The 24,552-nt window shown below is 63.0% G+C and carries 21 protein-coding genes, 2 pseudogenes and 1 riboswitch; of the genes and pseudogenes, 12 read left to right on the top strand and 11 right to left on the bottom strand.

Annotation, left to right across the window (positions count from 1 at the left end; genetic code table 11):
* Window positions 1-27: 27 nt before the first annotated feature.
* The 4 genes from BLQ92_RS08340 to BLQ92_RS08325 form a co-directional block, all read right to left on the bottom strand.
* Window positions 28-2,049 (bottom strand): acetyl/propionyl/methylcrotonyl-CoA carboxylase subunit alpha, encoded by a 2,022-nt coding sequence (locus BLQ92_RS08340; protein ID WP_090683350.1) that lies wholly within the window; start codon window positions 2,047-2,049, stop codon window positions 28-30.
* A gap of 96 nt (window positions 2,050-2,145) precedes the next feature.
* Window positions 2,146-2,931 carry an enoyl-CoA hydratase/isomerase family protein gene (locus BLQ92_RS08335; RefSeq protein WP_090683349.1) on the bottom strand — a complete coding sequence of 262 codons (786 nt, stop codon included), beginning with the start codon at window positions 2,929-2,931 and terminating at the stop codon, window positions 2,146-2,148.
* Window positions 2,932-2,965: 34 nt separating this feature from the next.
* Window positions 2,966-4,573, bottom strand: a complete 1,608-nt coding sequence (locus tag BLQ92_RS08330; RefSeq protein ID WP_090683348.1) for a carboxyl transferase domain-containing protein — start codon at window positions 4,571-4,573, stop codon at window positions 2,966-2,968.
* Between the two features lie 74 nt (window positions 4,574-4,647).
* On the bottom strand, window positions 4,648-5,829 hold the full coding sequence (locus BLQ92_RS08325) for an isovaleryl-CoA dehydrogenase (RefSeq protein ID WP_090683347.1): 1,182 nt from the start codon (window positions 5,827-5,829) through the stop codon (window positions 4,648-4,650).
* 215 nt (window positions 5,830-6,044) lie between these two features.
* Between BLQ92_RS08325 and BLQ92_RS08320 the strand changes: the two genes are divergently transcribed.
* Entirely contained in the window at window positions 6,045-6,809 is a 765-nt protein-coding gene (locus tag BLQ92_RS08320) for a TetR/AcrR family transcriptional regulator (RefSeq protein ID WP_090683345.1), read from the top strand.
* On the opposite strand, the gene BLQ92_RS08315 is transcribed toward BLQ92_RS08320, so the two are convergent.
* Entirely contained in the window at window positions 6,785-7,957 is a 1,173-nt protein-coding gene (locus BLQ92_RS08315; protein ID WP_090683343.1) for a 4-hydroxybenzoate 3-monooxygenase, read from the bottom strand. The genes BLQ92_RS08320 and BLQ92_RS08315 overlap by 25 nt on opposite strands.
* 213 nt (window positions 7,958-8,170) lie before the next feature.
* Between BLQ92_RS08315 and BLQ92_RS08310 the strand changes: the two genes are divergently transcribed.
* A complete protein-coding gene (locus BLQ92_RS08310) occupies window positions 8,171-8,974 on the top strand; it encodes a DUF72 domain-containing protein (RefSeq protein ID WP_090683342.1) in 804 nt (267 codons plus the stop codon).
* Between the two features lie 4 nt (window positions 8,975-8,978).
* Here BLQ92_RS08310 and BLQ92_RS08305 read toward each other — a convergent pair whose 3' ends face one another.
* Window positions 8,979-9,878, bottom strand: coding sequence for a LysR substrate-binding domain-containing protein (locus tag BLQ92_RS08305; protein WP_090683340.1), 900 nt, complete (start codon window positions 9,876-9,878; stop codon window positions 8,979-8,981).
* A 182-nt stretch (window positions 9,879-10,060) separates the two neighbouring features.
* Between BLQ92_RS08305 and BLQ92_RS08300 the strand changes: the two genes are divergently transcribed.
* The 7 genes and pseudogenes from BLQ92_RS08300 to BLQ92_RS08270 all read left to right on the top strand — a co-directional run.
* Complete coding sequence (locus BLQ92_RS08300) at window positions 10,061-10,834, top strand: SDR family NAD(P)-dependent oxidoreductase (RefSeq protein WP_090684004.1); 774 nt, start codon at window positions 10,061-10,063, stop codon at window positions 10,832-10,834.
* A 47-nt stretch (window positions 10,835-10,881) separates the two neighbouring features.
* Complete coding sequence (locus BLQ92_RS08295) at window positions 10,882-11,985, top strand: alkene reductase (RefSeq protein WP_090683338.1); 1,104 nt, start codon at window positions 10,882-10,884, stop codon at window positions 11,983-11,985.
* 83 nt (window positions 11,986-12,068) lie between these two features.
* The gene (locus BLQ92_RS08290) at window positions 12,069-13,058 is read left to right on the top strand and encodes a zinc-dependent alcohol dehydrogenase family protein (protein ID WP_090683337.1); all 990 of its coding nucleotides are present in this window, start codon (window positions 12,069-12,071) and stop codon (window positions 13,056-13,058) included.
* Between the two features lie 324 nt (window positions 13,059-13,382).
* Complete coding sequence (locus BLQ92_RS08285) at window positions 13,383-13,994, top strand: DUF3331 domain-containing protein (protein ID WP_090683335.1); 612 nt, start codon at window positions 13,383-13,385, stop codon at window positions 13,992-13,994.
* Between the two features lie 442 nt (window positions 13,995-14,436).
* A complete protein-coding gene (locus BLQ92_RS08280) occupies window positions 14,437-15,183 on the top strand; it encodes an SDR family NAD(P)-dependent oxidoreductase (protein WP_090683333.1) in 747 nt (248 codons plus the stop codon).
* Window positions 15,184-15,283: 100 nt separating this feature from the next.
* The gene (locus BLQ92_RS08275; protein ID WP_090683332.1) at window positions 15,284-15,679 is read left to right on the top strand and encodes a DUF427 domain-containing protein; all 396 of its coding nucleotides are present in this window, start codon (window positions 15,284-15,286) and stop codon (window positions 15,677-15,679) included.
* A 72-nt stretch (window positions 15,680-15,751) separates the two neighbouring features.
* A pseudogene (locus tag BLQ92_RS08270) lies at window positions 15,752-15,895 on the top strand (SDR family NAD(P)-dependent oxidoreductase); the annotation flags it as partial.
* Here the strand turns inward: BLQ92_RS08270 and BLQ92_RS08265 are convergent.
* The 3 genes and pseudogenes from BLQ92_RS08265 to BLQ92_RS08255 all read right to left on the bottom strand — a co-directional run bounded on the left by BLQ92_RS08265 (window position 15,894) and on the right by BLQ92_RS08255 (window position 18,343).
* Window positions 15,894-16,649 (bottom strand): annotated as a pseudogene (locus BLQ92_RS08265) (SDR family oxidoreductase). The pseudogenes BLQ92_RS08270 and BLQ92_RS08265 sit on opposite strands and share 2 nt — an antisense overlap.
* Before the next feature lie 58 nt (window positions 16,650-16,707).
* The gene (locus BLQ92_RS08260) at window positions 16,708-17,109 is read right to left on the bottom strand and encodes a nuclear transport factor 2 family protein (protein WP_090683330.1); all 402 of its coding nucleotides are present in this window, start codon (window positions 17,107-17,109) and stop codon (window positions 16,708-16,710) included.
* A 337-nt stretch (window positions 17,110-17,446) separates the two neighbouring features.
* Window positions 17,447-18,343 carry a LysR family transcriptional regulator gene (locus BLQ92_RS08255; protein ID WP_090683328.1) on the bottom strand — a complete coding sequence of 299 codons (897 nt, stop codon included), beginning with the start codon at window positions 18,341-18,343 and terminating at the stop codon, window positions 17,447-17,449.
* 298 nt (window positions 18,344-18,641) lie between these two features.
* Window positions 18,642-18,755: riboswitch (glycine riboswitch) on the top strand.
* 41 nt (window positions 18,756-18,796) lie between these two features.
* On the opposite strand from BLQ92_RS08255, the gene BLQ92_RS08250 reads away from it, so the two are divergent.
* From BLQ92_RS08250 to BLQ92_RS08240, 3 genes are all read left to right on the top strand, one after another.
* A complete protein-coding gene (locus BLQ92_RS08250) occupies window positions 18,797-20,029 on the top strand; it encodes a D-amino acid dehydrogenase (protein ID WP_090683326.1) in 1,233 nt (410 codons plus the stop codon).
* A 100-nt stretch (window positions 20,030-20,129) separates the two neighbouring features.
* Window positions 20,130-20,663 carry a MarR family winged helix-turn-helix transcriptional regulator gene (locus BLQ92_RS08245; RefSeq protein WP_090683324.1) on the top strand — a complete coding sequence of 178 codons (534 nt, stop codon included), beginning with the start codon at window positions 20,130-20,132 and terminating at the stop codon, window positions 20,661-20,663.
* On the top strand, window positions 20,660-21,931 hold the full coding sequence (locus BLQ92_RS08240) for an MFS transporter (RefSeq protein ID WP_090683323.1): 1,272 nt from the start codon (window positions 20,660-20,662) through the stop codon (window positions 21,929-21,931). The genes BLQ92_RS08245 and BLQ92_RS08240 overlap by 4 nt, the downstream gene beginning before the upstream one ends.
* Before the next feature lie 28 nt (window positions 21,932-21,959).
* Here BLQ92_RS08240 and speB read toward each other — a convergent pair whose 3' ends face one another.
* Both speB and BLQ92_RS08230 read right to left on the bottom strand, forming a co-directional pair.
* Window positions 21,960-22,925, bottom strand: a complete 966-nt coding sequence (gene speB, locus BLQ92_RS08235) for an agmatinase (RefSeq protein WP_090683321.1) — start codon at window positions 22,923-22,925, stop codon at window positions 21,960-21,962.
* 131 nt (window positions 22,926-23,056) lie between these two features.
* Window positions 23,057-24,544: an aldehyde dehydrogenase gene (locus BLQ92_RS08230; RefSeq protein WP_090683319.1), complete on the bottom strand. Its 1,488-nt coding sequence runs from the start codon at window positions 24,542-24,544 to the stop codon at window positions 23,057-23,059.
* Window positions 24,545-24,552 lie beyond the last annotated feature (8 nt).

Raw genomic sequence — 24,552 nt, 5'->3', positions numbered from 1 at the left:
GAACCGAACTGAATCGGTTTCGGTGTATCAACCGACGTCGAGCACCAGCAGTTGCGCGCCGTCCGCTACCTGATCGCCCACCGCATACAGCACTTCCGACACCGTGCCCGCCGCCGGCGCGCCGATGGTGTGCTCCATCTTCATGGCTTCCATGACGATCAGGGGCGTCCCCTTCTCGACCACGGTACCCGGCTCGACCAGCACGGCGATCACCTTGCCGGGCATTGGTGCGGTGAGACGCCCTTCGCCATGCTCCGCATCCGCGGCATGCGCCAGCAGGTTTTGCCATTCGAAGGCCAGCGCCTCGCCCAGGCAAAACACATGAAACACGTCGCCGTCGACAAACACGCGGCCCGTGACATGTGAATCGCCGATCGTCGCGCCGAACTCGTGCGCGCCGTTGCCGCTCCACCAGGTAAAACCATCACGATGGCCGCCGAAATCCAGCGTCTGCGTCGCGCCATCGCGAGCAAAGGTGGCCGCGAAGACAGACTCGTTTTCGAGGTCACGCCACGTGAGCGTTTGCGTATAACCGCTGTTCAGGCGCCAATGCGACAACGCATCCCACGGCGACGCGCCATGTGCCGTACCGCCCTCACGCGTAAGCAAGGCCGCACAGGCCAGCGCCAGCGCTTCGCGGAAAGGTTTCTGAACCGGCGCAAACAAGGCCGCATGATGCCGCTCGATCAGTCCGGTATCGAGATCGCCGCTCGAAAACGGCTCGCTCGTCACGATACGCTGCAGGAACTCGACGTTGGTATGCGGGCCGACCACCTCGCAGGCGCGCAAGGCCCGGCTCATCCGCGCCAGCGCTTCGGCGCGCGTCGCGCCGTGGACGATCAGCTTGGCGATCATCGGGTCGTAGAACGGCGTAATCGTATCGCCTTCGCGCACGCCGCTATCGATCCGCACGGCAGCGCGCAAACCAGGTGCAGCGGCCGCGCTGATCGTGAACTCGACGCCTTCCGGCATGCGCAGATGCTTGAGCGTGCCCGTCGACGGCAGGAAGCCGCGCGCCGGATGCTCGGCATAGATACGCGCTTCGATCGCATGCCCTTCGAGTTTCAGTTGCGCCTGCGTCAGCGGCAACGGCTCGCCTGAGGCCACGCGCAACTGCCATTCCACCAGATCGAGGCCCGTCACCATTTCGGTGACCGGATGCTCGACCTGCAAGCGCGTGTTCATTTCCATGAAGTAGAAGTCGCTGGCGCCGGTCATGATGAACTCGACCGTGCCTGCGCCCACGTAATTCACCGCACGCGCGGCCGCCACAGCCGCCTCGCCCATCTCGCGGCGCAACTCGGCGGACAGACCCGGCGCCGGCGCTTCTTCCAGCACTTTCTGATGGCGGCGCTGCACCGAGCAATCGCGGTCAAACAGATACACCGCCCCGCCATGCTGGTCCGCAAACACCTGCACTTCGACGTGGCGCGGCCGGGTCAGATACTTTTCGATCAGCACACGGTCGTTGCCGAAGCTGCTCGCCGCTTCGCGCTTGCACGACGCTAGCGCCGCGGCGAAGTCTTCGCTGCGCTCGACCACGCGCATGCCCTTGCCGCCACCACCCGCGCTCGCCTTGAGCAGCACCGGGTAGCCCATCGCATCCGCTTCGCGTTGCAGCAGTTGCGCGTCCTGATCGTCGCCGTGATAGCCGGGCACCAGAGGCACGGCCGCGGCATGCATCAGCGCCTTGGCGGCCGCTTTCGAACCCATCGCTGCAATCGCTTCGACCGGCGGTCCGATAAAGACGATGCCTGCCGCTTCGCAGGCCTGCGCGAAATCTTCGTTCTCCGACAGGAAGCCGTAGCCCGGATGTACCGCCTGCGCGCCGGTAGCCTGGGCCGCCGCGATGATGCGCTCGTAGCGCAGGTAGCTCTCGGCCGCCGTCGAGCCGCCGATATGCACCGCTTCATCGCACGCCGCGACATGCTTGGCATTGGCGTCCGCGTCGGAATAGACCGCCACGCTAGCAATGCCGAGCCGCTTGCAGGTTGCCGCAACCCGGCAGGCAATCTCGCCGCGGTTGGCGATCAGAATCTTGTTGAACATGAGTGTCTCGCTGAAGTGTCTCGCTGCGGTGTCCCGTTCAGGACTGTTGTTCTGCGGGTGGTCGCGGTTAGTTTCGGGGCGTCATAAGCGGCGGCGTCAGTTGCGCCACGCGGGCGTACGCTTTTCGAGGAACGACGCCACGCCCTCGCGGCCTTCCGCGCTGGCGCGCACCTGCGCGATACGCGCGGCCGTGTCGGCGATCAACGCCTCGTCCAGTTCGCGCCCCGCGATGTCCTGCACAAGCTGCTTGCACGCTCGCACGGCGTGCGGGCCGTTGGCGCAGAGCGTTTCGGTGAGTTGCTGCACAGTCGCATCCAGCTTGTCTTCGCCCACCGCCTCGCTGACGAGACCGAGGCGCAGCGCCGTCGCGCAGTCGAACAGTTCGGCGGTCGTGAAGTAGCGGCGCGAAGCCTGCTCGCCGAGCGCGCGAATCACGTAGGGAGCAATCGTCGCGGGAATCAGGCCGAGGCGTGCTTCGGAGAGGCAGAAGCGCGCGGTGTCCAGCGCCACCACAATGTCGCAGGCGCAGATCAGGCCCATGCCGCCTGCGTAGGCGTCGCCATTGACGCGCGCAATCACCGGCTTGTTGCAGCGGTAGATCGCCGACAACATGGCCGCGAGATGCATTGCGTCGGCCCGGTTCTCCTCGTCGGAGTAACCGGCCATCTTCTTCATCCAGTTCAGGTCCGCGCCCGCGCAAAAAGCCTTGCCGTTCGCCGCCAGCACGACGGCTCGCACGTCGTCGCGCTCGTTCAGTGCCTGAAACGCTGCAGTGACTTCGGCAATCATCGTTTCGTTGAACGCGTTGCGTACGTCCGGGCGGTTCAGCGTAACCGTCGCCACCTGGCCGGCCACCGTCAGGCTCAAAGTTTCGTATTGCATATCGATCGGTTCCTTCGCTTGGGGGCGTACCGCGTTACATTCTGAACACGCCGAACCGCGTGTCTTCGATCGGTGCGTTCATCGTGGCGGACAGCCCGAGGCCGAGCACGTCGCGAGTCTGCGCAGGGTCGATCACACCGTCGTCCCACAGACGCGCACTCGCGTAGTACGGGTGCCCCTGGTGCTCGTATTGCTCGCGGATCGGCTGCTTGAACGCCTCTTCCTGCTCGGCGCTCCACGTGCCGCCCTTGCCTTCGATGCCGTCGCGCTTGACGGTAGCCAGCACCGACGCGGCCTGCTCGCCGCCCATCACCGAGATGCGCGCGTTCGGCCACATCCACAGGAAGCGCGGCGAATAGGCGCGGCCGCACATGCCGTAGTTACCCGCGCCGAACGAGCCGCCGATGATGACCGTGAATTTCGGCACCTTGGCGGTCGCCACCGCGGTCACCATCTTGGCGCCGTTACGGGCGATGCCTTCGTTCTCATACTTGCGGCCCACCATAAAGCCGGTGATGTTCTGCAGGAACACCAGCGGAATCTTGCGCTGGCAGCACAGTTCGATAAAGTGCGCGCCCTTCAAGGCCGACTCGGAGAACAGAATGCCGTTGTTGGCGATGATGCCGACCGGATGGCCCCAGATATGCGCAAAGCCGGTGACGAGCGTGGTGCCGTAGCGAGCCTTGAATTCGTCGAAGGCGGAGTCGTCGACGATGCGCGCGATCACCTCGCGGATATCGAACGGCTTGCGCGTATCGACCGGGATCACGCCGTAGATGCTCTTCGGGTCGTAGCGCGGCGGCTTCGGTTCCTGCAGCGCGACCGGCACCTGCTTCACGCGGTTCAGATTGCCGACGATGCTGCGGGCAATCCCCAGCGCGTGCGCATCGTTCTGCGCCAGATGATCGACCACGCCCGACAGACGCGTGTGCACGTCGCCGCCACCGAGGTCTTCCGCGCTCACCACTTCACCGGTTGCGGCCTTCACCAACGGCGGCCCACCGAGAAAAATCGTCCCCTGGTTCTTGACGATGATCGACTCGTCGCTCATCGCCGGCACGTAGGCGCCGCCCGCCGTGCATGAGCCCATCACCACCGCGATCTGCGGAATGCCCGCTGCGGACAGGTTCGCCTGGTTGTAGAAGATGCGCCCGAAGTGGTCGCGATCGGGGAACACGTCATCCTGATTCGGCAGGTTCGCGCCACCCGAATCGACCAGATACACGCACGGCAGATGGTTTTCCGCTGCGATCTCCTGGGCCCGCACGTGCTTCTTGACGGTGACCGGATAGTACGTGCCGCCCTTCACGGTGGCGTCGTTACAGACAATCACGCATTCCTGCCCGGCGATCCGGCCAATCCCGGTGATCACACCGGCGCCCGGCGCGTCGTCGTGGTACATGCCGAATGCCGCCAGTTGCGACAGCTCCAGAAACGGCGTGCCCGGGTCGAGCAGTTGGGCGATCCGGTCGCGCGGCAGCAGCTTGCCGCGGCTCACATGCTTGTCGCGCGCGGCCTGGCCGCCGCCCAGGGCGAGTTTTTCGATTTTGGCGCGCAGGTCGGCAACGAGTGCCTCGAGCGCGGCCGCGTTATTGCGGAAGTCGTCCGAGCGTGGGTTCAGCTTTGTTTCGATGATCGGCATTGCGTGGCTCTCCTGTGCGCCGCTGTTCTATTCGCCGCCTGGCAAGGCCAGGCGGGCTGAGTGGCACAAGTGGATCAGGCCGTTTCGGCAAACAGTTCGCGGCCAATCAGCATACGGCGGATTTCGCTGGTGCCTGCGCCGATTTCATAGAGCTTCGCATCGCGCCACAGACGGCCCACCGGATATTCGTTGATGTAACCGTTGCCGCCGAGAATCTGGATCGCTTCGCCGGCCATCCACGTGGCCTTTTCCGCGGTATAAAGAATCACGCCCGCGCAATCCTTGCGCATCTGGCGTACGTGCTCGGAGCCCAGCGTGTCGAGCTGACGGCCAACCGCATACAGATAGGCGCGGCAAGCCTGCAGCGTGGTGTACAGGTCGGCCACCTTGCCTTGAATCAGCTGGAACTCGCCGATCGACTGGCCGAACTGCTTGCGGTCATGAATATACGGGACCACCGAGTCCATCACCGCGACCATGATGCCGGTCGGGCCGCCGGCCAGCACGGCACGCTCGTAGTCGAGCCCGCTCATCAGCACCTTCACGCCACCGTTCAATTGGCCGAGGATGTTTTCTTCCGGCACTTCGACGTTTTCGAACACCAGCTCGCCGGTGTGCGAGCCGCGCATGCCGAGCTTGTCGAGCTTCTGCGCCACCGAAAAGCCCTTCATGCCTTTCTCGACGATGAAAGCGGTAATGCCGCGCGGACCGGCTTCAATATCCGTTTTCGCATAGACCACCAGCGTGTCGCAATCCGGGCCATTGGTGATCCACATCTTGGTGCCGTTCAGCACATAGTGGTCGCCCTTCTTGTCCGCGCGCAGCTTCATGCTGACCACGTCCGAGCCGGCATTCGGCTCGCTCATGGCGAGCGCGCCGACATGCTCGCCGGATACCAGCTTCGGCAAGTACTTCTGCTTTTGCGCTTCGGTGCCGTTGCGATGGATCTGGTTCACGCAGAGGTTCGAGTGCGCGCCGTACGACAGACCAACCGAAGCCGAGGCCCGCGAGATCTCTTCCATGGCGATCATATGCGCCGTGTAGCCCATATTGGCGCCGCCGTATTCTTCCGAGACCGTCATGCCGAGCACGCCCAGGTCACCGAACTTCTTCCACAGGTCCATCGGAAACTGGTCGGTGCGGTCGATCTCAGCGGCGCGCGGCGCGATTTCCTTTGCCGCAAAGCCCGCGAGGCTGTCGCGCAGCATTTCGATCTCTTCACCAAGCGGGAATTGCAAACCGGGCAGGTTACTCATTGCAGTGTCTCCAGGAATTCGTAGGCCATCGTAGGCGGTAAGCGGTGCTTGCGGGCGCGGCCGCACAAGCCGAATTTCACGCCAGATTTCCGTATACGTCAATAGGTATTTTGAGTGACACTCAGAAACGCATCGAACGGCCTCTAGCCTTATATTATCGTGCTAGACTCGCCCTATCCGGCATCACTCGAGTCACAAATCTGACCTTTACTCATATGACGGCCACACCCAGGGCTCCAAGCAAGGCCGAAGCACCGGCTTCGCGCCGCCAGCCGGCGGGACGCAAGTCGCAGCAGCGCGTGAAGGAAATCCTTCAGGCCGGGCGTGACGTGTTCTCCGAAAAGGGTTATGAGCGCGCCACCACTGCTGAAATTGCGCAGCGCCTGGGTATCTCCGAGGCGACGGTGTTCAGCTATTTCCGCGGCAAGCGTGAACTGTGCGCGCGGGTCATTGGTGATTGGTACGACGAAATCATCGAGGCGATCGAAACCGGCTTGCCGCGCGACGGCAGCGTGCGGCAGCAGTTCGCCTTTATCGTCAGGATGCATTTGCGGTTGATGCTGGTGAACGGCACAGATTTGTGCGCGCTGGTGCTCTCCGAGGGGCGAGCACGGCATCACGAGCTGGGCGAAGCATTGACGGATTTGCAGCGGCGCTACACGGCGCCGCTGATGCGCGTGCTCGCGCACGGCCGGGAAACCGGCCAGATTCGCGCGGATGTGCCGCTACGCCTGTTGCGCTCCATGGTGTTCGGGCCAATGGAGCATGTGCTGTGGGATGCGACGCTCGCCAATCGCCAGATTGATATCGAAGCCACCGCCGATAGCCTGATCGAGGTGCTGTGGGCGGCGCTGCAGCCGCCCGACACTGCTCTCGCTGCCCTGGTGCAGTTCAGGCATGAAGTGGCGGAAGCGAGCCGCCGCCTTGAACAAGCCGAGGCGGCCCAGCGGGTCTCTCACACCGCGGCCACGCCCACATAGTTTTCCGCCATTGCCGTCGCCGCCGCCCGCGAGGTGGTGACGTGCTCCAGCTCCGCTACCTGAAGCTGTTGTTCGAACGGCGAGGCGTCGTCGAGCCGGTGCATCATCCGCGTCATCCAGTAAGAGAAATGCTCGGCGCGCCAGATGCGCTTGAGCGCTGTCGCGCTATAGCCATCGAGCAAGTCCAGGCGGTTCTCTACGTAAAACGCTTGAAGCGCAGCGGTCAACACGCGCACATCGGCGACCGCCAGATTCAGGCCCTTGGCGCCGGTCGGCGGCACGATATGGGCTGCGTCGCCCGCCAGAAAGAGACGGCCGTGCTGCATCGTGGTCGAGACAAAACTGCGCATGCCGACAATGTTCTTCTGGAATATCTTGCCGTCCACCACTTTTTGCCCATCGGCGGAATCGACGCGCGCATGCAGTTCTGCCCAGATGCGGTCATCGGACCAGTTCGCGACGGATTCCTTCGGGTCGCATTGGAAGTACATTCGCTGGACGTTCGCCGAGCGCGTGCTGACGAGCGCAAAACCGCGTTCGTGGCGAGCGTAGATCAACTCGTCGGAAGACGGCGGTCCCTCGCAAAGAATACCGAACCAGCCAAATGGGTAGACCCGCTCGTAATCCTTGCGCAAGGCAGCCGGAATCGACGCGCGCGATACCCCTTGTGAGCCATCGCAGCCAATCACGAAGTCGCACTGAAGCTCGCAGGCTTGCCCGTCATGCTGAAAGCGGATGGAAGGCGTTGCCGTCTCGATGCCGTGAATCGAGGTGTCGGACACGCTGAACAGCAGTTGGCCGCCCGCTTCCATTCGTGCGGCGACCAGATCCTTGATGACCTCGTGTTGCGCATAGACCGTGATCGAATGGCCCGTCAGGTCCGTGAGATCGATGCGCCGTCGCTTACCCTCGAAGGCCAGCTCGAAGCCATGATGCAGTGCACCCTCTGCCTTCATGCGGGCGCCGACGCCGGCTTCGCTGAGCAGATCCATCGTGCCCTGTTCCAGCACGCCGGCCCGGATGGTGGATTCGATCTGCTCACGGGTGCGCGATTCCAGCACGACCGAGTCGATGCCGCGCAGATGAAGCAGATGGGAAAGTAAAAGGCCGGCTGGGCCAGCGCCGATGATGCCGACTTGAGTACGCATGAGTGTCTCCTTCCTGTATGCCGCGATTGATTTGTGCGCCCAGTGTGCCGACGAGCCCGCTTATCGCGCAACGCGATATGACAGATAACAACTATGCGTTTTTGAGATACGACTCGATGCGCTGCGGATACTGCCTGGCACACTGAGGAGGCCCAAGGCGGCCCGATGCCGCCTGCGTTAAGCTATGCGCCACCACAACGAGGACAACCGGATATGGCAACGCGCACGAAATCGCAAATCAGAGTGGGAATCGGCGGCTGGACGTATGCCCCGTGGCGCGGGGTGTTTTATCCCGAGGATCTGACGCAAAAACGCGAGCTCGAATACGCGAGCCGTCAGTTGACCACCATCGAGATCAACGGCACGTTCTACGGCCTGCAAAAGCCCGAGAGCTACATGAAGTGGCACGACGAGACACCGGACGATTTCGCGTTCGCCCTCAAGGCGCCGCGTTACGCGACCAACCGGCGTGTGCTGGCTGAGGCCGGCGACAGCATCGAGCGCTTCTTCGGCAGTGGCCTCGAACATCTGAAGCACAAGCTCGGTCCGATCAACTGGCAATTCGCCACGACCAAGCAATTCGATGCAGAGGACTTCGAAGCGTTCCTGGCGCTGCTGCCGAAGAAACTGGACGGACTTACATTGCGGCATGCAGTCGAAGTGCGTCACGCGAGTTTTCGTGACGAAGCCTTCGTCGCACTGGCACGCAAATACGGTGTCGCGATCGTGCTTGCGGGCGATAGCGAGTATCCGCAGATCGCCAGTTTAACCGCGCCATTTGTCTATGCCCGCATCATGGGGACCACCGGCGCGCATGCGCAAGGGTATGCAAAGAAGGCGCTCGACGCATGGGCGGAGCGAGCCCGCCAGCTTGCTGCCGGCGCGGTCCCTGACGATCTGGAGCCGCTCGAAGCGCGCGCCGCCGCCAAAGGCGCGCGCGATGTATATCTCTACGTGATCAGCGGCTTCAAGGAACGTAATCCGGCGGCCGCGAAGGCGATTATTGAACGGCTTTGATGGCTCATGAGGCGGCCGTGCGCAACGGCTCCATCAACTCATCGACCCGCGACAGAAACAACTTCAGCACCGGCGATGTATTCGCTTTGCTATAGCCGATCACGAGGTCAACAGTCGGCGCCTCACCCTCAAGCGGACGGCTCACCACCGACCACGGCAGCAGGTTATTCGCATACTCCGGCATCAGCGCGAGGCCGCGCGTCGACGCCACCAGCGACATAGCCATCGCCAGGTTGTCCACACCATGTTCGGGCGTGATGTCGATTGCGTTGTCGCGCAGGTACTGCGAGATCACCTGGTGCAGCACGGCGGCCTTGTTGCTCGCCATGATAAAAGGCTCGCCCCCAAAGTCTTCCGGACGGATCGTGGCGCGCTCGGTGAGGCGGTGGTCGCTCGGCATCAGCACGAGGAGTTTCTCCCGGCTGACCACGCGATACTCGAGATCGTAGCCCGGTTCGGCGCGCAGAAACGCGAGGTCGAGCTTGCCCCGCGCAACCGCATCAGCAAGATCTGGCGAATAGTGGCTCGACACAGTCACATCGATCTTCGGCAACTCCTCGCGCAGCACCTGCATCGCGCGCGGCAGCCAGGTCATCTCCTGGCCGGTCAGGAAACCCAACGCAAAGACCTGTTTGCTCGGCTGCGACGCACGGCGCGCGGCTTCGGTGGCCGCGTCCACCTGCGAAAGCGCGAGCCGCGCATGGTCGAGAAAGGCCTTGCCTGCCGCCGTCAACTCGACCCCGCGCGCACTGCGATTGAATAGCTCGGCGCCCACCTCGTCCTCCAGATCGCGGATCTGACGGCTCAACGACGGCTGCGACGTGAACAGGCGGCGTTCGGCGGCGACCGTCAGGCTGCCGGTCTCGGCAACCGCGATGAAATACCGCAAATGGCGAAGCTCCATGGGCCCCTCGATGGTGATCCATGCCTCATAGGCATGCCCGCCAGCCTACAAAGTCTTTTTACTTCGCGCAAGCCCCCACTAGATTACGCACAGGGCCGGGACAAGACGGAAGCAGCCTTAGGGCAACAGCCCGTCTCGATCACCGCCCCATGCCTGCCATCTATATCGCCGGGAACCGGACCATGAACGCTCTGCGCGGAAAAACTGCCCTCGTGACTTGTGCCTCGTACGGCATCGGCCGCGCCAGTGCGCTCGCACTCGCCGCAGCCGGCGCCCAGGTGCTGGTGCATCACAACAGCGCCGGTGAAAAAGCGGACGGCGTGGTCAGGGCGATCCGCTCAGCGGGCGGCCATGCCGAGAAACTGGCAGAGGATCTGGCCACACCGGACGGTCCGCAGCGGCTCGCGCGGCGCACCCGCGCCATCATCGGCGCGCGGCTCGACGTGCTGGTAGCAAACGCGGGCAACCCGCAGAACGCAAGCAGCGAAGACCTCACCGTCGACCAGTTCGACGCGCTGATTGCCCTCAATGTGCGAGCGCCCTTCTTTCTCGTGCAACAGCTTATGCCTGCGATGTGCAAAGGCAGCAACGTGATCGTTGTCTCGCCACCGGCCGCAGGTGCGATGCAGAAACCGCAAACCGTGCGCGAAGCAATGGGCTCGTCGTCGGTCTATGCAGCCAGCAAAGGCGCACTGGACACGCTGGTCAAGCACTTCGCGTCGACGCTCGGCGCACGCGGCGTTCGCGTCAATGCAATCGCGCCGTGCAAGACCGGGAGCAACGCGACAGGTGTCACCCGCAGCGATGCGGTGCGCGACGCGTTCCCCGGCATGCAGGTGTCGACGCGCCTTGTGCAACCCAACGACATAGGCGCGGCCATCGTTTTTCTCGCCTCGGACGCCGCCCGATGGATCACCGGCGACACGCTATACGTCGACGGCGAGGTGAAGTTTTAGTTTGCAGCACAGCTCCCCAGTACTCACTAACTCCCCAAGGAAACATCATGACTCGCTTGTTCACTCCCACGAAGGTCGGTGCCTACACCCTCTCACATCGGGTCGTTCTCGCGCCGATGACCCGCTTGCGCACCATCCAGCCCGGCGATATCCCCAGCCCGATGATGGCGGACTTCTACGGCCAGCGCGCCTCGCAAGGCGGCCTTGAAATCGTCGAAGGTGTCAGCATTTCGATCACGGCACGCTCTTACCTCGGCGCCGCCAGCTTCTATCACGACGGCCAGACGGAAGGCTGGAAGGCCATCGCCAATGCGGTTCATGCCAAAGGTGGCCGCGTCTTCATGCAGCTGATTCACGGCGGCCGTCAAAGCCATGTCGAAATGACGGGTGGCGTCGCGCCGCTCTCCCCCTCGGTCGTGCCGTTCGACGGCGTAGCGCTGACCAAGGACGGCTTCGTCCCAGCCTCGCCGCACCGCGCGCTGGAAATCGAAGAGATCCCCGGCATCATCGAAGAGTTTCGCGTCGCCGCTCAACGTGCGCTCGAGGCGGGCTTCGACGGCGTGGAGTTGCACGGCGCGAATGGCTACCTGGTGGACCAGTTCATCCAGGACGGCACCAACCAGCGCACGGACGCTTATGGCGGCCCGCTTGAAAACCGCGTGCGCTTCCTGCGCGAAGCGGTTGAAGCACTGATCTCGGTGTTCGGCGCAGAGCGCGTGGGGGTCCGCATCTCGCCCTCGGGCGAATGGGGTGGCATCTCCGATAGCAATCCGGAAGCGACCTTCAGCTACGTGGCGAAAGTACTCGACGGTTACGGACTGGCTTACCTGCATGTAATCGAGCCGCGCATCAAGGGCGACGAGACCCTGCACGAAGGCCACGCGCCGGTGGCGGTGAAGTATCTGCGCCCGCACTTCAGCGGCCCGATCATTGCCGCAGGCGGTTTCGATGGCGCCAGCGCCGAAGCGATCGTCGCATCGGGCGACGCCGACCTGGTCGCATTTGGCCGTCACTTTTCGTCGAACCCCGACCTGCCGTACCGCCTGAAGCACAACCTGCCGCTCACGCCATATGTGCGCGCGGCATTCTGGGGTGGCGACGAAACGAACTATTCGGATTTCCCCGCTTACGAAGCAACCGAGACGGTGTGACCCTGCGCAATTGGCGCTACGCTTTGCGCGTTACACCACGACATCGCCACACCGTCATCATCCATTCAGATCACGAGGTTCATATGTCACGCACTATTCAGTTTGCAAAAGCCGGCGGGCCGGAAGTGCTCGAATTCATCGAGCATGAAGTTCGCGCCCCGGGTCCGAATGAAGTTCGCATTGACGTGAAGGCCATTGGCATCAACCGCGCTGAAGCCATGTGGCGCACCGATGTCTACATCGAGCCCGTCAAGTTTCCCGCAGGCCTCGGCTACGAAGCAGCGGGCATCGTCGATGCCGTCGGTCCCGGTGTCAGCGGAATTGCAGCAGGCGATAAAGTCAACCTCATCCCATCGTTCTCGATGAATCAGTATTCGACCTACGGCGAAGTCATCATTGCACCAGACTATGCGGTCGTGAAGCACCCGGAGACCCTGTCGTATGAGGAAGCCGCCTCGGTCTGGATGATGTACGTCACGGCGTATGGCGCGCTCATCGAAGATGCGCAGGTCACGAAGGGCGACTTCGTGATCATTCCGGCGGCCTCCAGCAGCGTCGGCCTCGCCGCGATCCAGATCGCCAACTATGCAGGTGCGACGACCATCGCCCTCACGCGCACCTCGGCCAAGCGCCAGCAGTTGCTCGACGCCGGCGCCGCGCATGTGATCGCCACAGAGGAAACCGACCTCGTGGAGGAAGTGAAGCGCATCACCGGCGGCAATGGTGCACGCGTCGTGTTCGATCCGGTCGGCGGCCCGACCTTGGCGAAGCTGATCGCGGCGCTGTCCTTCAATGGCATCGTCTACATCTATGGCGCGCTCAGCAGCGAAGCCACACCGCTACCGATCCTCGACATGATCGCCAAGGTCGCCACCGTCAAGGCGCACAACATCTGGCTGACGAGCGGCAATGAAGCCCGTCGCAAAGCCGCGGTGGAGTTCGTCCTGAAGGGTCTCGAGAGCGGCGCGCTCAAGCCGGTTATCGACCGGACCTTCAAGTTCGACGAGATGGTAGAGGTGCACCGCTACCTGGAGCAGAACGGCCAGTTCGGCAAGATCGTCGTAACCGTTTGACCCAAGGGGGCGCAACGGCGCCCCCTGCATTGTTGGCCGAACCCAAACGGTGTTTTCAGGGAACGCGCATTTATCTCGCTCGGGCCAGTCGATAAGATGCCCTCCAAGGTGTCGCCAATGACACCGGCCATCCGCCACCCGCCACCTGCCCCGTTGTGCCGCGCGCCGTCACGACGGGTGTTTGCGTCTTCGCGACGCGCCGCGGGGAGCACCGCAACAAGCCGTCGCGGCACGCCGCGATGGACGCGTGCGGCCCCGAGGAGGGCACTAAACAAAGGATTCGACGTGAACGTTACAGGACCCGAGCCAGACTTCGCAGCCACGATGAAGACGCCCACAGCGCGTAATCGGCATCTGAAGAACAATGCGGCACAGCGTAACGACGTCGTCGAGCGTGCCTTTGTATCCACCGGCGAGGCTCAAGCGTCGAAGGTATCGGCACTCGCGCCTCCCCGTCTTGCTGACCCGTGGGCGGTCGTGATTGCCGGCCTGAAAGAAAGCGCAGCGCCTACGCAGGACAAAGCCAGCGAAAGCGATTTGAAAGAAACCCGCAATGCAGGGGACACGCAAACCACCTCACGCAGGCCCGCGTCCCGTCCAGGACGCGACTGCGCCAATCAGGCGCGCCGCGGCGCGGCGGCCGATCGTGCGCGGGCTCCATCGGTTAGCGCGGAGAGCGCGGTGGTCACGTTCGTTGAGCGTTTCAGCCCCAAGTCCGTTTCGATTACATGGTGTGACTCCACCGCCGCTAACTACTGCGAGCAACTCTGGATTCGCAGGATCGCGCGATCGCAGGGGGTTTGTGCGCTTACCGGCAGCAGCATCGTGCGCGGCGACGCGGTCTATGGACCGGCGGGCCGCACGGCGGCACGCCCGGCCAATGCCGCGCAAATGGTGCTTGCCGACGCGATCGAGGAACTCGAAGCCTCCGCGTAACGCGGCAAAGCAGCCGTCTCAGCCTGGACCTGTGCAGCGTCAGGCCAAGCTGAGGCGTGCCTGCTAACGAGGCTCGCGGGCACGCCTCATACTACGCGCCGAGAAGCGCACTACACAGTCTGTCTCTGGCGCAAGATCATGCACCCGCCTACATAGCTTCCTTCCCCCCAATATTCCTCTGCATCGCGCCGCATTGGGCTACCCAGCCCGAACAATCCGGCGCAGCACCTCTCAGGCATACCCGCGAGGCATGCCCACCAGCCCACAAAGTCTTTTTCCTTTGCCCCGCGCGCCACTAGATTAGCTTCCATGGCAGCGACGCAAACGCATTTTACGAATCAGGCGCCGCCGCTCCGATCCACCCGGTTACAGACGTGCACCCGCGCGCCACCAGCACAACAGCTTTAAACCGAACAGCTTTAAACCGAACAGGAGATTGACCATGACTAACCTCACCGGCAAGACCGCCCTCGTTACCGGCGCTTCTCGCGGCATTGGCCGCGCCAGCGCTATTGCACTCGCCAAACAGGGCGCCGAAGTTCTGATTCACTACAGCAGCGGAGAAAAGGAAGCAGACGCAGTCGTCGCGGAAATTCGCGCAGCCGGCGGCAAGGCACAGAAGGTCGGCGCGAACCTGCGCGCGGCTGACGGTCCGCATACGCTTGCGAAACAAGTGCGTGGCATGGTCGGCGAGCGTCTGGATATCCTCGTGGCCAACGCCGGCATCTCGAAGGCGGCTAGCATCGAGGACACCACGGTCGAGGATTTCGACGACCTGTTCGCCGTGAACGTGCGCGCGCCCTACTTCCTCGTGCAACAGCTGCTGCCGGTGCTCGGTCAGGGCAGCAGCGTCGTGCTGCTGTCGTCGCTCGGTGCGCGCTCCGCGGTAGGCGTGCTCTCAGCGTATTCGGCCACCAAAGGCGCTGTCGATACCCTCGTCAAGCACTTTGCTTCGGCACTCGGCGAACGCGGCATCCGCGTAAATGCGGTTACCCCCGGCGTGGTTGCCACCGATATGTCCAACTTCACAAAAACCGATGCGGGCCGCGACATAGCGCTCGGCATGCAGGCCTTGAAGCGCATCGCCCAGCCGGACGACATTGCTGGCGCGGTTGCCTTCCTCGCCTCCGACGAGGCGCGCTGGGTGACGGGCGACACCCTGCACGTCGACGGCGGCTCAAAGCTTTAATCTATCGACTTCACCCCGTTTTCCGCCTGAGCGGTGACGGACTGAAACACTGGCCTCGCCTTGCTGAAACGCGAGGCGAATCAACCCAAGGAGCGTGTCCATGTCCAGCAACGTCAATCCGGCAGGCAAAACCGTCAAGGTTCCAGGTCCCGATCATCCGATCACCATCGAGCCGAACCCGGCACGCATCGTGGTCACGCTTGGCGGCAAAGTGATCGCCGATACCCGCGAAGCGCTGACGCTGCGCGAGGCCGCCTATCCAGCCGTCCTGTACATCCCCCGCAAGGACGTGGACATGACGCTGCTCGAACGCACCGCGCATGCCACCTATTGCCCTTACAAGGGCGATTGTGCGTACTTCTCGATCCCTTCCGGCGGCGAGCGCTCGGTCAATGCGGTCTGGACCTATGAGAAGCCGTATGCCGCGGTCGCGGCGATCAAGGATCACCTCGCCTTCTACCCGGACCGGGTGGATTCCATCGAGACGCATGCCTGAGTCGGTAAAGCTTGTTAATCCGGGCGCGAGCGATCGCATGGACTGTTCGCGCCAGTCGATCAAGGATATGCAATGACTACCCCACCTGTCGTACTGATTACCGGCGCACTGACCGGCATTGGCCGCGCCACCGCTTTTGCTTTTGCACATGACAAGGCCGGCGTCGTTGTCTCCGGACGGCGCGCCGAAGCGGGCCGGGAACTCGCCGAAGCACTCACCCGCCAAACACCTCAACCATCTGCGCATTGAACCCATTCACGAGTTCATGCTCACCCGGCCCCGGATTGCCACGGAACAGTTTCGCGCCTTCCACCAGAATCTCATCCGCGTCGGTACCGAGGACGACCATGGTTTCGTCGATGAAAGCATCCAACGGCATCGCCTGTTCGGCCTTGCGGCTGTTCATCAGGTCGGTGCGCACCCACGGCGGTGCGATTTCGAGCACCCGCACCTTGGTATCGCGCAACATGAAGCGCTGCGACAGAATGTACGAATGCAACGCCGCCTTGGTCGATGAATACACCGCCGTCGGCGCCAGTGGCACAAACGCCAGCACCGAGCTCGTATAGGCCACCACCGCATCGTCCTTCGTCTTGAGATGATCGATCAGCGCGGAGGTCATGCGGATCGGTCCAAGCAGATTCGTCGTGACGGTGGCAACAAGCAACGCGTCGTCGATCCGCCCCGCAGCGGCATCCGGCTACATGATGCCGGCATTGTTGATCAGCACATTGAGTTCCGGATAGTCCTCGATCAGTTGCGCCGCTGCGCGCTCGATGCTCGCCGGATCGGTCATATCCAGTTCGATGGCCGCCATGCCGGGGTTAGCCGCCACCACTTCGTCGAGAGGGCCGCGGCGGCGTCCGCTAATGATCACTTTGTTGCCGCGCTTGTGCAGCGCCTCGGCCAGTCCGCGGCCAATGCCCGAACCGCCGCCCGTGATAAAGATCGTGTTTCCACTGAGTTTCATGATGGTGTCCTTAAGGATGCTGTAATCGTGGATATTCCAGTAGTCAATCTATCGGGCTTCAGGCCGGAAACCGGTCGCCGAACATCGGCAGGCCGCTTGCCGATTGCGCCTGGGTTGCTTCGTCCTGCAGAACGTCCCAGTGTTCGGCGAGCTTGCCGTCTTCGAAGCGAACCACGTCGGCTGCAATCCACGCCGCCGCTCTACCGTGACCGGAGAAGCGGCCATGCGCAATCACATAGTCGCCTTCGGCCACGATCAACTGGTTCTCGTAGCGTAAGTTGTCCGGCAGCGTGCGAATCAAGCCGAACAGACCCTCGCGTCCCGGCGCAATGTGCGCGCTATGCTGGATATAGCGCTCCGACCAAAAACGCTCAGCCGCCGCATAGTCGCGCTTGTTGAAAAGCGTGTCGAAAGCCTCGAGCACGAGGGCCTTGTTTTGTTCAGGAGTGGTTTTGCTCATGTCAGTCTCGATGAAAGTGCCGTGTCGGCCTCGGCAATCAGCGCGCCGCGCAAACCCGGTCGGAATCGATGGGACGTGCCGCCCCCTCGGCTGCGCGAGTAGCGTGCCGGTAGAGTGGAAGCGCGTTATGAAAGCAAAGATAGCGGCACGGCAGCCGAGGCGGTAGCCGTTCGTTTCTGCTATCTCTTATGCATGGGATACATAGATCAGGCGGCGGTGCGGTCTAGCTAGCGTTGCCGTAGGTGACGCCGCTGTGCACCGCTTGCGCGGCGTGGCCGCAAGATTGCCGCGGCACAAACAAAGGCCGCAGTAAGCCTCTAGAAAGCGTCTAGGCCAATCAACCGTGCTGTTCACGCCGAAAATCGGCGGTGAGATGCTCGACCACCGCGCGTCCGGCCGCGCGGGTCGCCCGGCCCATCGGGAAATAGGCATGCACGGGGATATCGGCCATCTTCCAGTCGACCAGCAGCCGCACCAGCGAACCGTCGGCCAGCTCGCGGCGGCAGGCCCATTCGCTCGTCGAAGTAATGCCGATGCCGGCCACAGCCGCGGCAACCGCCCCTTCGTTCTCGTTGGTCGAGAAATGCGGCTCGAGGTCCACCGCCACCTCCTCGCCGCTGGCTCGCGCAAATTGCCAGCCGCTAGAGACCACCGAGGCCGGTCCGTCGACGATGCGATGGCGCACCAGGTCCTCCGGTCCCGTGGGTACGCCGTGGCGGTCCACGTAGCCGGGCGAGGCGATGATCACACGCGGAATCTGGGTAATCAGCATGGCCGTGGCGCTCGAATCGATCAGGCGCCCGAGCCGGATGGCCACATCCACCGCTTCCTTGACGAAATCCCGTGGCCGGTCGCCCAGCAACATCTGCAAACGCAGTTCGGGATGCCGTTCGAGAAACGGCGCAAGGCGCGGAATGATCTCGCGGATCGCCACGCTGCCCGGCATGCTCATGCGCAACATGCCGCGCAACTCGCTGCCTTCGCGCACGCTCTGCTCGGCGTCCTCGAGCGCAATGAGGATTGGATCGAGCCGGGAGAGAAACTCAGCGCCCGCATCGGTCAGCATGACGGCACGGGTGGTGCGCGTGAGCAGCCGCGCCCCCAGGTCGCTTTCGAGCTCCGCGATGATCCGCGATACCTGCGATTGCGACAGCCCGCATTCGCGCGCCGCAGCCGAGAAGCTGCCGAGCCGCGCCACACGCGTATAGAGCTTGAGGGAGAGAATGTCCTTCACGGTGCCGGGCTGGTGTCAGGGCGGATGAACCTGAGCAAGGCTATACGATTGATGCGTATTGCGCAAATAAGCGCAGATAGCCGCCACGCATGAAAACACGCCAACCCCACCACTCTGGCAAGCGCGCACGGAGGCTGCCACGAAGCCCACACACAAAAAACCGCTTGCCGTATTTATTGGCAACCGCTACCTTTACGCCGTTCTACACGCTGTCGCGGGAGAGACTGTCACACCGAAAGGTGGTGACGGCGCCGACGGAGCAACCGCCCCGGAAACTCTCAGGCACAAGGACCGCCCAGCGGGAACATCTGGAGAGCGGCGCTTCACGCGCCCACCGAAGGGGATTTCCGTCCGCCCGGCAATGGGCTGCGCACGGAAAGAAACTCTCAGGTACAGGGACAGATGGGGCATGGAAGCCGGAAACGGCCGTGCTCACTTACTCTGGACCATCACATGTCACGCATCGCCATCATCGGCGCCGGCATTACCGGCGTCACGACCGCTTACGCCCTTGCGCAACGCGGCTTTAACGTCACCGTGTTCGAACGCCACCGCTATGCCGCGATGGAAACCTCGTTCGCCAATGGCGGCCAGTTGTCGGCCAGCAACGCGGAAGTGTGGAACAGCACCGCCACGGTCCTCAAAGGCCTGCGCTGGATGCTGACCCGCGACGCACCGCTGCTGCTCAATCCGCTGCCGAACTGGCACAAATACTCGTGGATGGGCGAGTTTCTGCGGCAGATTCCGCACTATCGGGCCAACACCATCGAAACCGTGCGTCTCGCGATTGCCGCGCGGCAGCATCTGTTTTCGATGGCGGAGCGCGAAAACATCGAGTTCGACCACGAGCAGCGCGGCATCCTGCACGTGTACAAGACCCGCAAGGAATTCGACACCGCGGCCAAAGTGAACGCCCTGCTCAAGGAAGGCGGTCTCGACCGCGAAGCGGTCAGCGCGACTGAGATTCGCCGCATCGAACCCACGCTCGACGGCACCTTCCACGGTGGCTTTTTTACCCCGTCCGATTCCACCGGCGATATTCACAAGTTCACGCGCGGCCTCGCGCAAGCCTGCGAACGCCATGGCGTCAATTTCCTCTACGACACGGAGATTGCTTCGATTACGCGTGATGCGACGGGAGCGTTCAGCGTCGCCGCGACTCAAGCAGGCGAGCCGCTTCAGCAGAGCTTTGCGCAGGTTGTAGTCTGCGCGGGAGTCAGGAGCCGTGAATTCGCCTCGATGCTCGGCGACCACGTCAATATCTACCCAGTCAAAGGCTACTCAATCACGGTCTGTCTCGACGATGCCGCGAGCCAGCAAGGCGCACCCTGGGTCAGCCTGCTCGACGACAGCGCCAAGATCGTCACCAGCCGCCTTGGCGTCGACCGCTTCCGCGTGGCCGGGACGGCCGAGATCAACGGCTTCAATCGCGATATCCGCGCGGAACGGATTGCTCCGTTGACCGAATGGACGCGCCGCTACTTCCCGCAAGTGAACACCTCGCGCGTCATACCGTGGGCAGGGTTGCGGCCCATGCTGCCGAGCATGTTGCCGAAGGTGGGCAAAGGACGCTTGCCCGGCGTGTTCTATAACACCGGCCACGGCCATCTTGGCTGGACGCTGTCTGCAGCCACCGCTGCGGGCGTAGCGGATGTGATCGAACAGACCAGCCGGCGCGCAGCCTAGTCCCTTCGGGCCTTACGACGCCGTCAAAAAAGAAGCTTGCGTTACCGTCTCAATGTGTGCAACATGCATATATGCACACTGCACACATTTAGGCATTGTCATGACGCAGCGCACAGAAAATCTGCTCGGCGTGCTCGCCCTGCTGGTGACGGACGAAATGAACGCACAGAACACCGTGCCCGCCCTCGCTGGCCCCACGGCACGCGCCATGCTCAACGCGGTCGGCCAGTATCCGTATTCGTCCATTGAAGTGCTGCGCGATGCGGTGGACCTCTCGCATCCGGCCGCCGTCCGCGCAGTGGCGGGACTCGTCGAGGCGGGTCTGATCGAAAAGAAAGCGGGCGCCGATAAACGTGCCGTGGCGCTCGCCCTCACCGCTGCCGGCAAGCGCGAAGTCAAGCGCCTGCAAACGTCACGCGAACGGATGCTGCAACGCGTAATTGGCCGTCTCGACGAAAACGAACGCGTCGTGTTCGAAGATCTTCTGATCAAGATCCTCTGGCACGAAACCCGTGACCCGGCGCATGCCATGCAACTATGCCGCCTGTGCGACGACGGCCCCTGCCTCAAGGCCGGTTGTCCGGTCGAATGTCGCGAACAGGGCTTGCCCATGCCGCAGCGGAGCGGCACATGACTCCCGTCACGCCGGTGCGCTGGCACGCCATTGCTGCGCTGACCGCCGTGTCGGCGTTCACGCAGATCGGCCAGTTCGGGATCGGCTTTATGGTGTTACCTGTGTGGCTCGCGCATCAAGGGCTCGACACGCCGCGCGCCGGACTGTTTTCCGCGGCTCAGTGGGCGGGCATGTTCGCCGGGCTGCTGGTAGCGCCGCGGCTGGTTGAACGCTTCGGCGCAAAACGAACGGTGGCAATCGCGCTAGCGGCAACGGTCCTCGCCTTCGTCAGCATTCGCGCGCTGGTGTGGCCGTTGTGGATCGTGCCTGGTTTCCTGATCGGACTCGGCATGGGGCTGCGCTGGATCGCCAACGAGACCTGGCTGTACCGGATGGTCCCGGCGCATGCTAGCGGACGTGTGGTTGGCCTGCATGAGGCGTTGATCGCAATCGCAGGGGTTGCGGGCCCGGCTCTCGCCGCATGGTACGGCGTCGATGGCCCGCTCGTCTTTATGGCCGGCGCGGCGTTCACCCTGGTCGCGGCCGTTCCCCTTTGGCTGGCCGGTTCCGATGCGGCGGATAACGCAACCGCTGATGTCCACCAAGATCAGATCGTGCGCCCCGTCGCCGCCCATGAAACGATGGAAGCTGCGGATGCCACACAGTTCAGGAAGCGGTCCGCTCAATACGCTGCTGGCGAACCGGCAAAGCTCATCGATCCGCTAGTCGCTCTGGGCATGGTCGTCGTAGTAGTTGGCGGCCTCGGCGACGGCGCGCTATTCGGCCTGTTTCCGCTCTTTGCCGACGGGCGTGGTCTAAGCGTCACGCAGACTGCAACGCTGCTCACATGGTTCGGAGTCGGCGGCATGGTCCTGCAGTTTCCGGTCGGCTGGCTGGCCGATCGCGCCGGATTGGCCACCGCAGTCATCGTCTGCGCCGCCGTCAGTGCGCTCGCGATTGTTTCGTTTGCACTCGCGGCGCCGGCCTCGTGGTTGCTCGGCGCGAGTGCGCTGGTGTTAGGCGGTCTGAATAGCGCCTTCCTCACGCTCGGCGTCTACGCCGCGGCTTGCAGCGACAAGAGCGCGCTGATCCGCAATATGCGGCTGATTTCGTTGACGTTCTGCGCCAGCTCGATTGCCGGACCGCTGATCGCCGGCTTTGCGATGAAAGCGCTCGGCAACGACATGCTGATCTGGCAACTAGCGCTGGCAAGCGGCGCACTTGCCGTCTATACACTCGGTCTGCTCGAAGGCCAGCGTCAGCCACGCGGAGCGTCTTCCGCGAGCTAACGCCGGTTTTCAAGGCCTTAGTGGAACATCAACGCGCACCGGCCACCTTGCGTTGTCGCCACAAACACAGCACATCGCACGCGATATGCGCCGCCGCGATTGCGGTGATCTCGCTCTGGTCATAAGCAGGTGCGACTTCCACTACATCGGCCCCGATCAGGTTGACCCCACCCAGGCCGCGCACTATCGCCAGTCCTTGTGCGGACGACAAGCCGCCCGCGACCGGCGTGCCCGTCCCCGGCGCAAAGGCCGGATCGAGGCAGTCGATATCGAAGGTCAGATACGCAGCACGTTCGCCGACAATCGACATGATCCGCTCTACCGCAGCACGCGTGCCATGTTCATGCACCCACGCGGCATCGAGAATATTGATGCCCATGAAGTCGTCGTTCCACGTGCGGATGCCGACCTGCACCGAGGTCTTCGGATCGATCAAGCCGTCTTTCACTGCCTTGTAGAACATCGAACCGTGGTTCAGGCTATCCGGGCTGTCGTCGGCCCAGGTATCGCAGTGGGCGTCGAAATGGATCAGCGACAAGGGCTTGCCATACTTCTCGGCATGCGCGATCAGTAGCGGATACGTAATGTAGTGATCGCCGCCCAGCGTCAGCATCTTCGCATCCGAGCGCAGGATCGTGCGTGCGTGTTCGACGATCGCCGGCTTGATGGTCATGGGGTTATGCGCATCGAACCAGCAGTCGCCATAGTCGGTCACGGCGAGATCGTCGAACGGATTGAAGCCCCACGGATAGGGATGCAACTCGGACAACTGCACGCTCGCCGCCCGCACCGCGGCAGGACCCAGGCGTGCGCCGGAGCGGAATGTGGTGGCCAGATCGAGCGGAATGCCCGAAATCGCCACGTCGACACCGTCGAGCTCGCGCGTGTACTTGCGTCGCATGAACGACAGCACGCCCGCGTAGGTGTTTTCGATCGAGGAACCGTAGAGGGACGGACGGCGGATTGCACCGTCGCCATAGAGGAGTTCAGTCATGGGATGACCTGATAAAACATGCCGGCAACACGCGCGAGTTTCCTGAGGTTGTGCGCGTATCGCCCGGCTTCGGATTCATTGGGAACGCGACGGTGCCTGATGGCGCACCGCCACGCTGGCTTGCGAATCCTTTAGCGCAGCCGCACCAGCGTAGACTTCAGCTCGGTGTACTTCTCCAGTGCGTGCAACGACTTGTCACGGCCGTTGCCCGATTGCTTGTAGCCGCCGAACGGGAAGTTCATGTCTCCCCCTTCGTCGTAGCAGTTGACCCACACGGTGCCGGCGCGCAGACTTCGCGCCATTTCGTGGGCGGTGGTCAGGTTGGCGGTCCAGACCGCTGCAGCGAGACCGTATTCGCTGTCATTGGCAATCCTGATGGCCTCTTCGACGGTATCGAAGGTGATGACCGACAACACCGGACCGAAGATTTCTTCGCGGGCGATTTTAGCATTCGGCGCGGTGTCGAAAATGGTCGGCTCGATATAGTAGCCACCGCTCTCCTGCTTCACACGGCCGCCGCCGAGCAGTAGTTTCGATTCCGCACGGCCTGCTTCGATATAGCTCAACACGCGCTCCAGTTGCACCTGGTCGACGATCGCGCCCATCGAGGTCTTCGGGTCGAGCGGATTGCCCGGCGTATAACTGCGCGCCGCGGCAATCAGCTTGTCGACAAACACATCCTTGATGTCGCGATGCACGAGCAAACGCGAACCCGCCGTACACATCTCGCCCATGTTGTAGAAGATCGCGCCTGCGGCGGCGTTGGCGGCACGGTCGAGGTCCGCGCAGTCGGGCATCACGATGTTCGGCGACTTGCCGCCGAGTTCGAGCCAAACGCGTTTCAGATTCGACTGACCGGCGTACTGCATGATCAGCTTGCCGACATTGGTGGAACCCGTGAAGGCGAGACAGTCCACATCAGGATGCAGCGCCAGCAGCTTGCCTGGTTCGCCCGCGCCCGGCACGACGTTGAACACGCCCGCAGGAATGCCCGCCTCACGGGCCAGTTGCGCGATCCGGATGGCCGTCAGCGGCGACTTCTCGGAAGGCTTCAACACGACGCTATTGCCCGCCGCCAGCGCCGGGCCGAACTTCCAGGACGCCATCAGGATCGGGAAATTCCACGGCACCACGGCCGCCACCACACCGATCGGCTCACGCGTCACCAGCCCCACCAGATGATGATCGGCCGGCGCTACTTCGCCGCCGATCTTGTCGATGGCTTCGGCGAACCATTCGACGCAATACGCGGCGCCGGGCACGTCCACCGAGGTGGTATCGCCGATCGGCTTGCCGGCATCGAGCGTTTCAAGCAGCGATAGCTCGTCGAGATGCTCGCGCATCAAGCCAGCCCAGCGCAGCAGAATCGCTTTACGCTGGCGTGGATTCAGCCCGGACCACACCCGCGAATCGAACGCGCGCCGCGCAGCAGCCACCGCGGCGTTCACGTCCTCGGCGGCGCCATCGGCCACCTTGGCGAGCAGCTTGCCGTCGATCGGGCTCAGGCAATCGAAGGTGCGCCCGCTTGCAGCGTGGCGATATTCGCCATCGATAAACGCGCGGCCTTCGATCGAAAGCGTTGCGGCTTTGTCTTGCCAGTAAGCCAGGGTCTTTTCCATCAGGATGC

The organism is Paraburkholderia phenazinium, assembly GCF_900100735.1.
Taxonomy (GTDB): Bacteria; Pseudomonadota; Gammaproteobacteria; order Burkholderiales; family Burkholderiaceae; genus Paraburkholderia; species Paraburkholderia phenazinia.
The sequence above is the reverse complement of the archived record's forward strand: the minus strand, read 5'-3'. Positions and strand labels throughout refer to the sequence as shown.

Excerpts from the sequence above, each read along its gene's own strand:
- BLQ92_RS08320 (WP_090683345.1), top strand. The coding sequence starts at position 6,045 with ATGACGGCCACACCCAGGGCTCCAAGCAAGGCCGAAGCACCGGCTTCG.
- BLQ92_RS08285 (WP_090683335.1), top strand. The coding sequence starts at position 13,383 with ATGAAGACGCCCACAGCGCGTAATCGGCATCTGAAGAACAATGCGGCA.
- BLQ92_RS08275 (WP_090683332.1), top strand. The coding sequence starts at position 15,284 with ATGTCCAGCAACGTCAATCCGGCAGGCAAAACCGTCAAGGTTCCAGGT.
- BLQ92_RS08305 (WP_090683340.1), bottom strand. The coding sequence starts at position 9,878 with ATGGAGCTTCGCCATTTGCGGTATTTCATCGCGGTTGCCGAGACCGGC.
- BLQ92_RS08325 (WP_090683347.1), bottom strand. The coding sequence starts at position 5,829 with ATGAGTAACCTGCCCGGTTTGCAATTCCCGCTTGGTGAAGAGATCGAA.
- BLQ92_RS08290 (WP_090683337.1), top strand. The coding sequence starts at position 12,069 with ATGTCACGCACTATTCAGTTTGCAAAAGCCGGCGGGCCGGAAGTGCTC.
- BLQ92_RS08280 (WP_090683333.1), top strand. The coding sequence starts at position 14,437 with ATGACTAACCTCACCGGCAAGACCGCCCTCGTTACCGGCGCTTCTCGC.
- speB (WP_090683321.1), bottom strand. The coding sequence starts at position 22,925 with ATGACTGAACTCCTCTATGGCGACGGTGCAATCCGCCGTCCGTCCCTC.
- BLQ92_RS08310 (WP_090683342.1), top strand. The coding sequence starts at position 8,171 with ATGGCAACGCGCACGAAATCGCAAATCAGAGTGGGAATCGGCGGCTGG.
- BLQ92_RS08330 (WP_090683348.1), bottom strand. The coding sequence starts at position 4,573 with ATGCCGATCATCGAAACAAAGCTGAACCCACGCTCGGACGACTTCCGC.
- BLQ92_RS08230 (WP_090683319.1), bottom strand. The coding sequence starts at position 24,544 with ATGGAAAAGACCCTGGCTTACTGGCAAGACAAAGCCGCAACGCTTTCG.
- BLQ92_RS08335 (WP_090683349.1), bottom strand. The coding sequence starts at position 2,931 with ATGCAATACGAAACTTTGAGCCTGACGGTGGCCGGCCAGGTGGCGACG.
- BLQ92_RS08250 (WP_090683326.1), top strand. The coding sequence starts at position 18,797 with ATGTCACGCATCGCCATCATCGGCGCCGGCATTACCGGCGTCACGACC.
- BLQ92_RS08300 (WP_090684004.1), top strand. The coding sequence starts at position 10,061 with ATGAACGCTCTGCGCGGAAAAACTGCCCTCGTGACTTGTGCCTCGTAC.
- BLQ92_RS08245 (WP_090683324.1), top strand. The coding sequence starts at position 20,130 with ATGACGCAGCGCACAGAAAATCTGCTCGGCGTGCTCGCCCTGCTGGTG.
- BLQ92_RS08340 (WP_090683350.1), bottom strand. The coding sequence starts at position 2,049 with ATGTTCAACAAGATTCTGATCGCCAACCGCGGCGAGATTGCCTGCCGG.
- BLQ92_RS08315 (WP_090683343.1), bottom strand. The coding sequence starts at position 7,957 with ATGCGTACTCAAGTCGGCATCATCGGCGCTGGCCCAGCCGGCCTTTTA.
- BLQ92_RS08240 (WP_090683323.1), top strand. The coding sequence starts at position 20,660 with ATGACTCCCGTCACGCCGGTGCGCTGGCACGCCATTGCTGCGCTGACC.
- BLQ92_RS08295 (WP_090683338.1), top strand. The coding sequence starts at position 10,882 with ATGACTCGCTTGTTCACTCCCACGAAGGTCGGTGCCTACACCCTCTCA.
- BLQ92_RS08260 (WP_090683330.1), bottom strand. The coding sequence starts at position 17,109 with ATGAGCAAAACCACTCCTGAACAAAACAAGGCCCTCGTGCTCGAGGCT.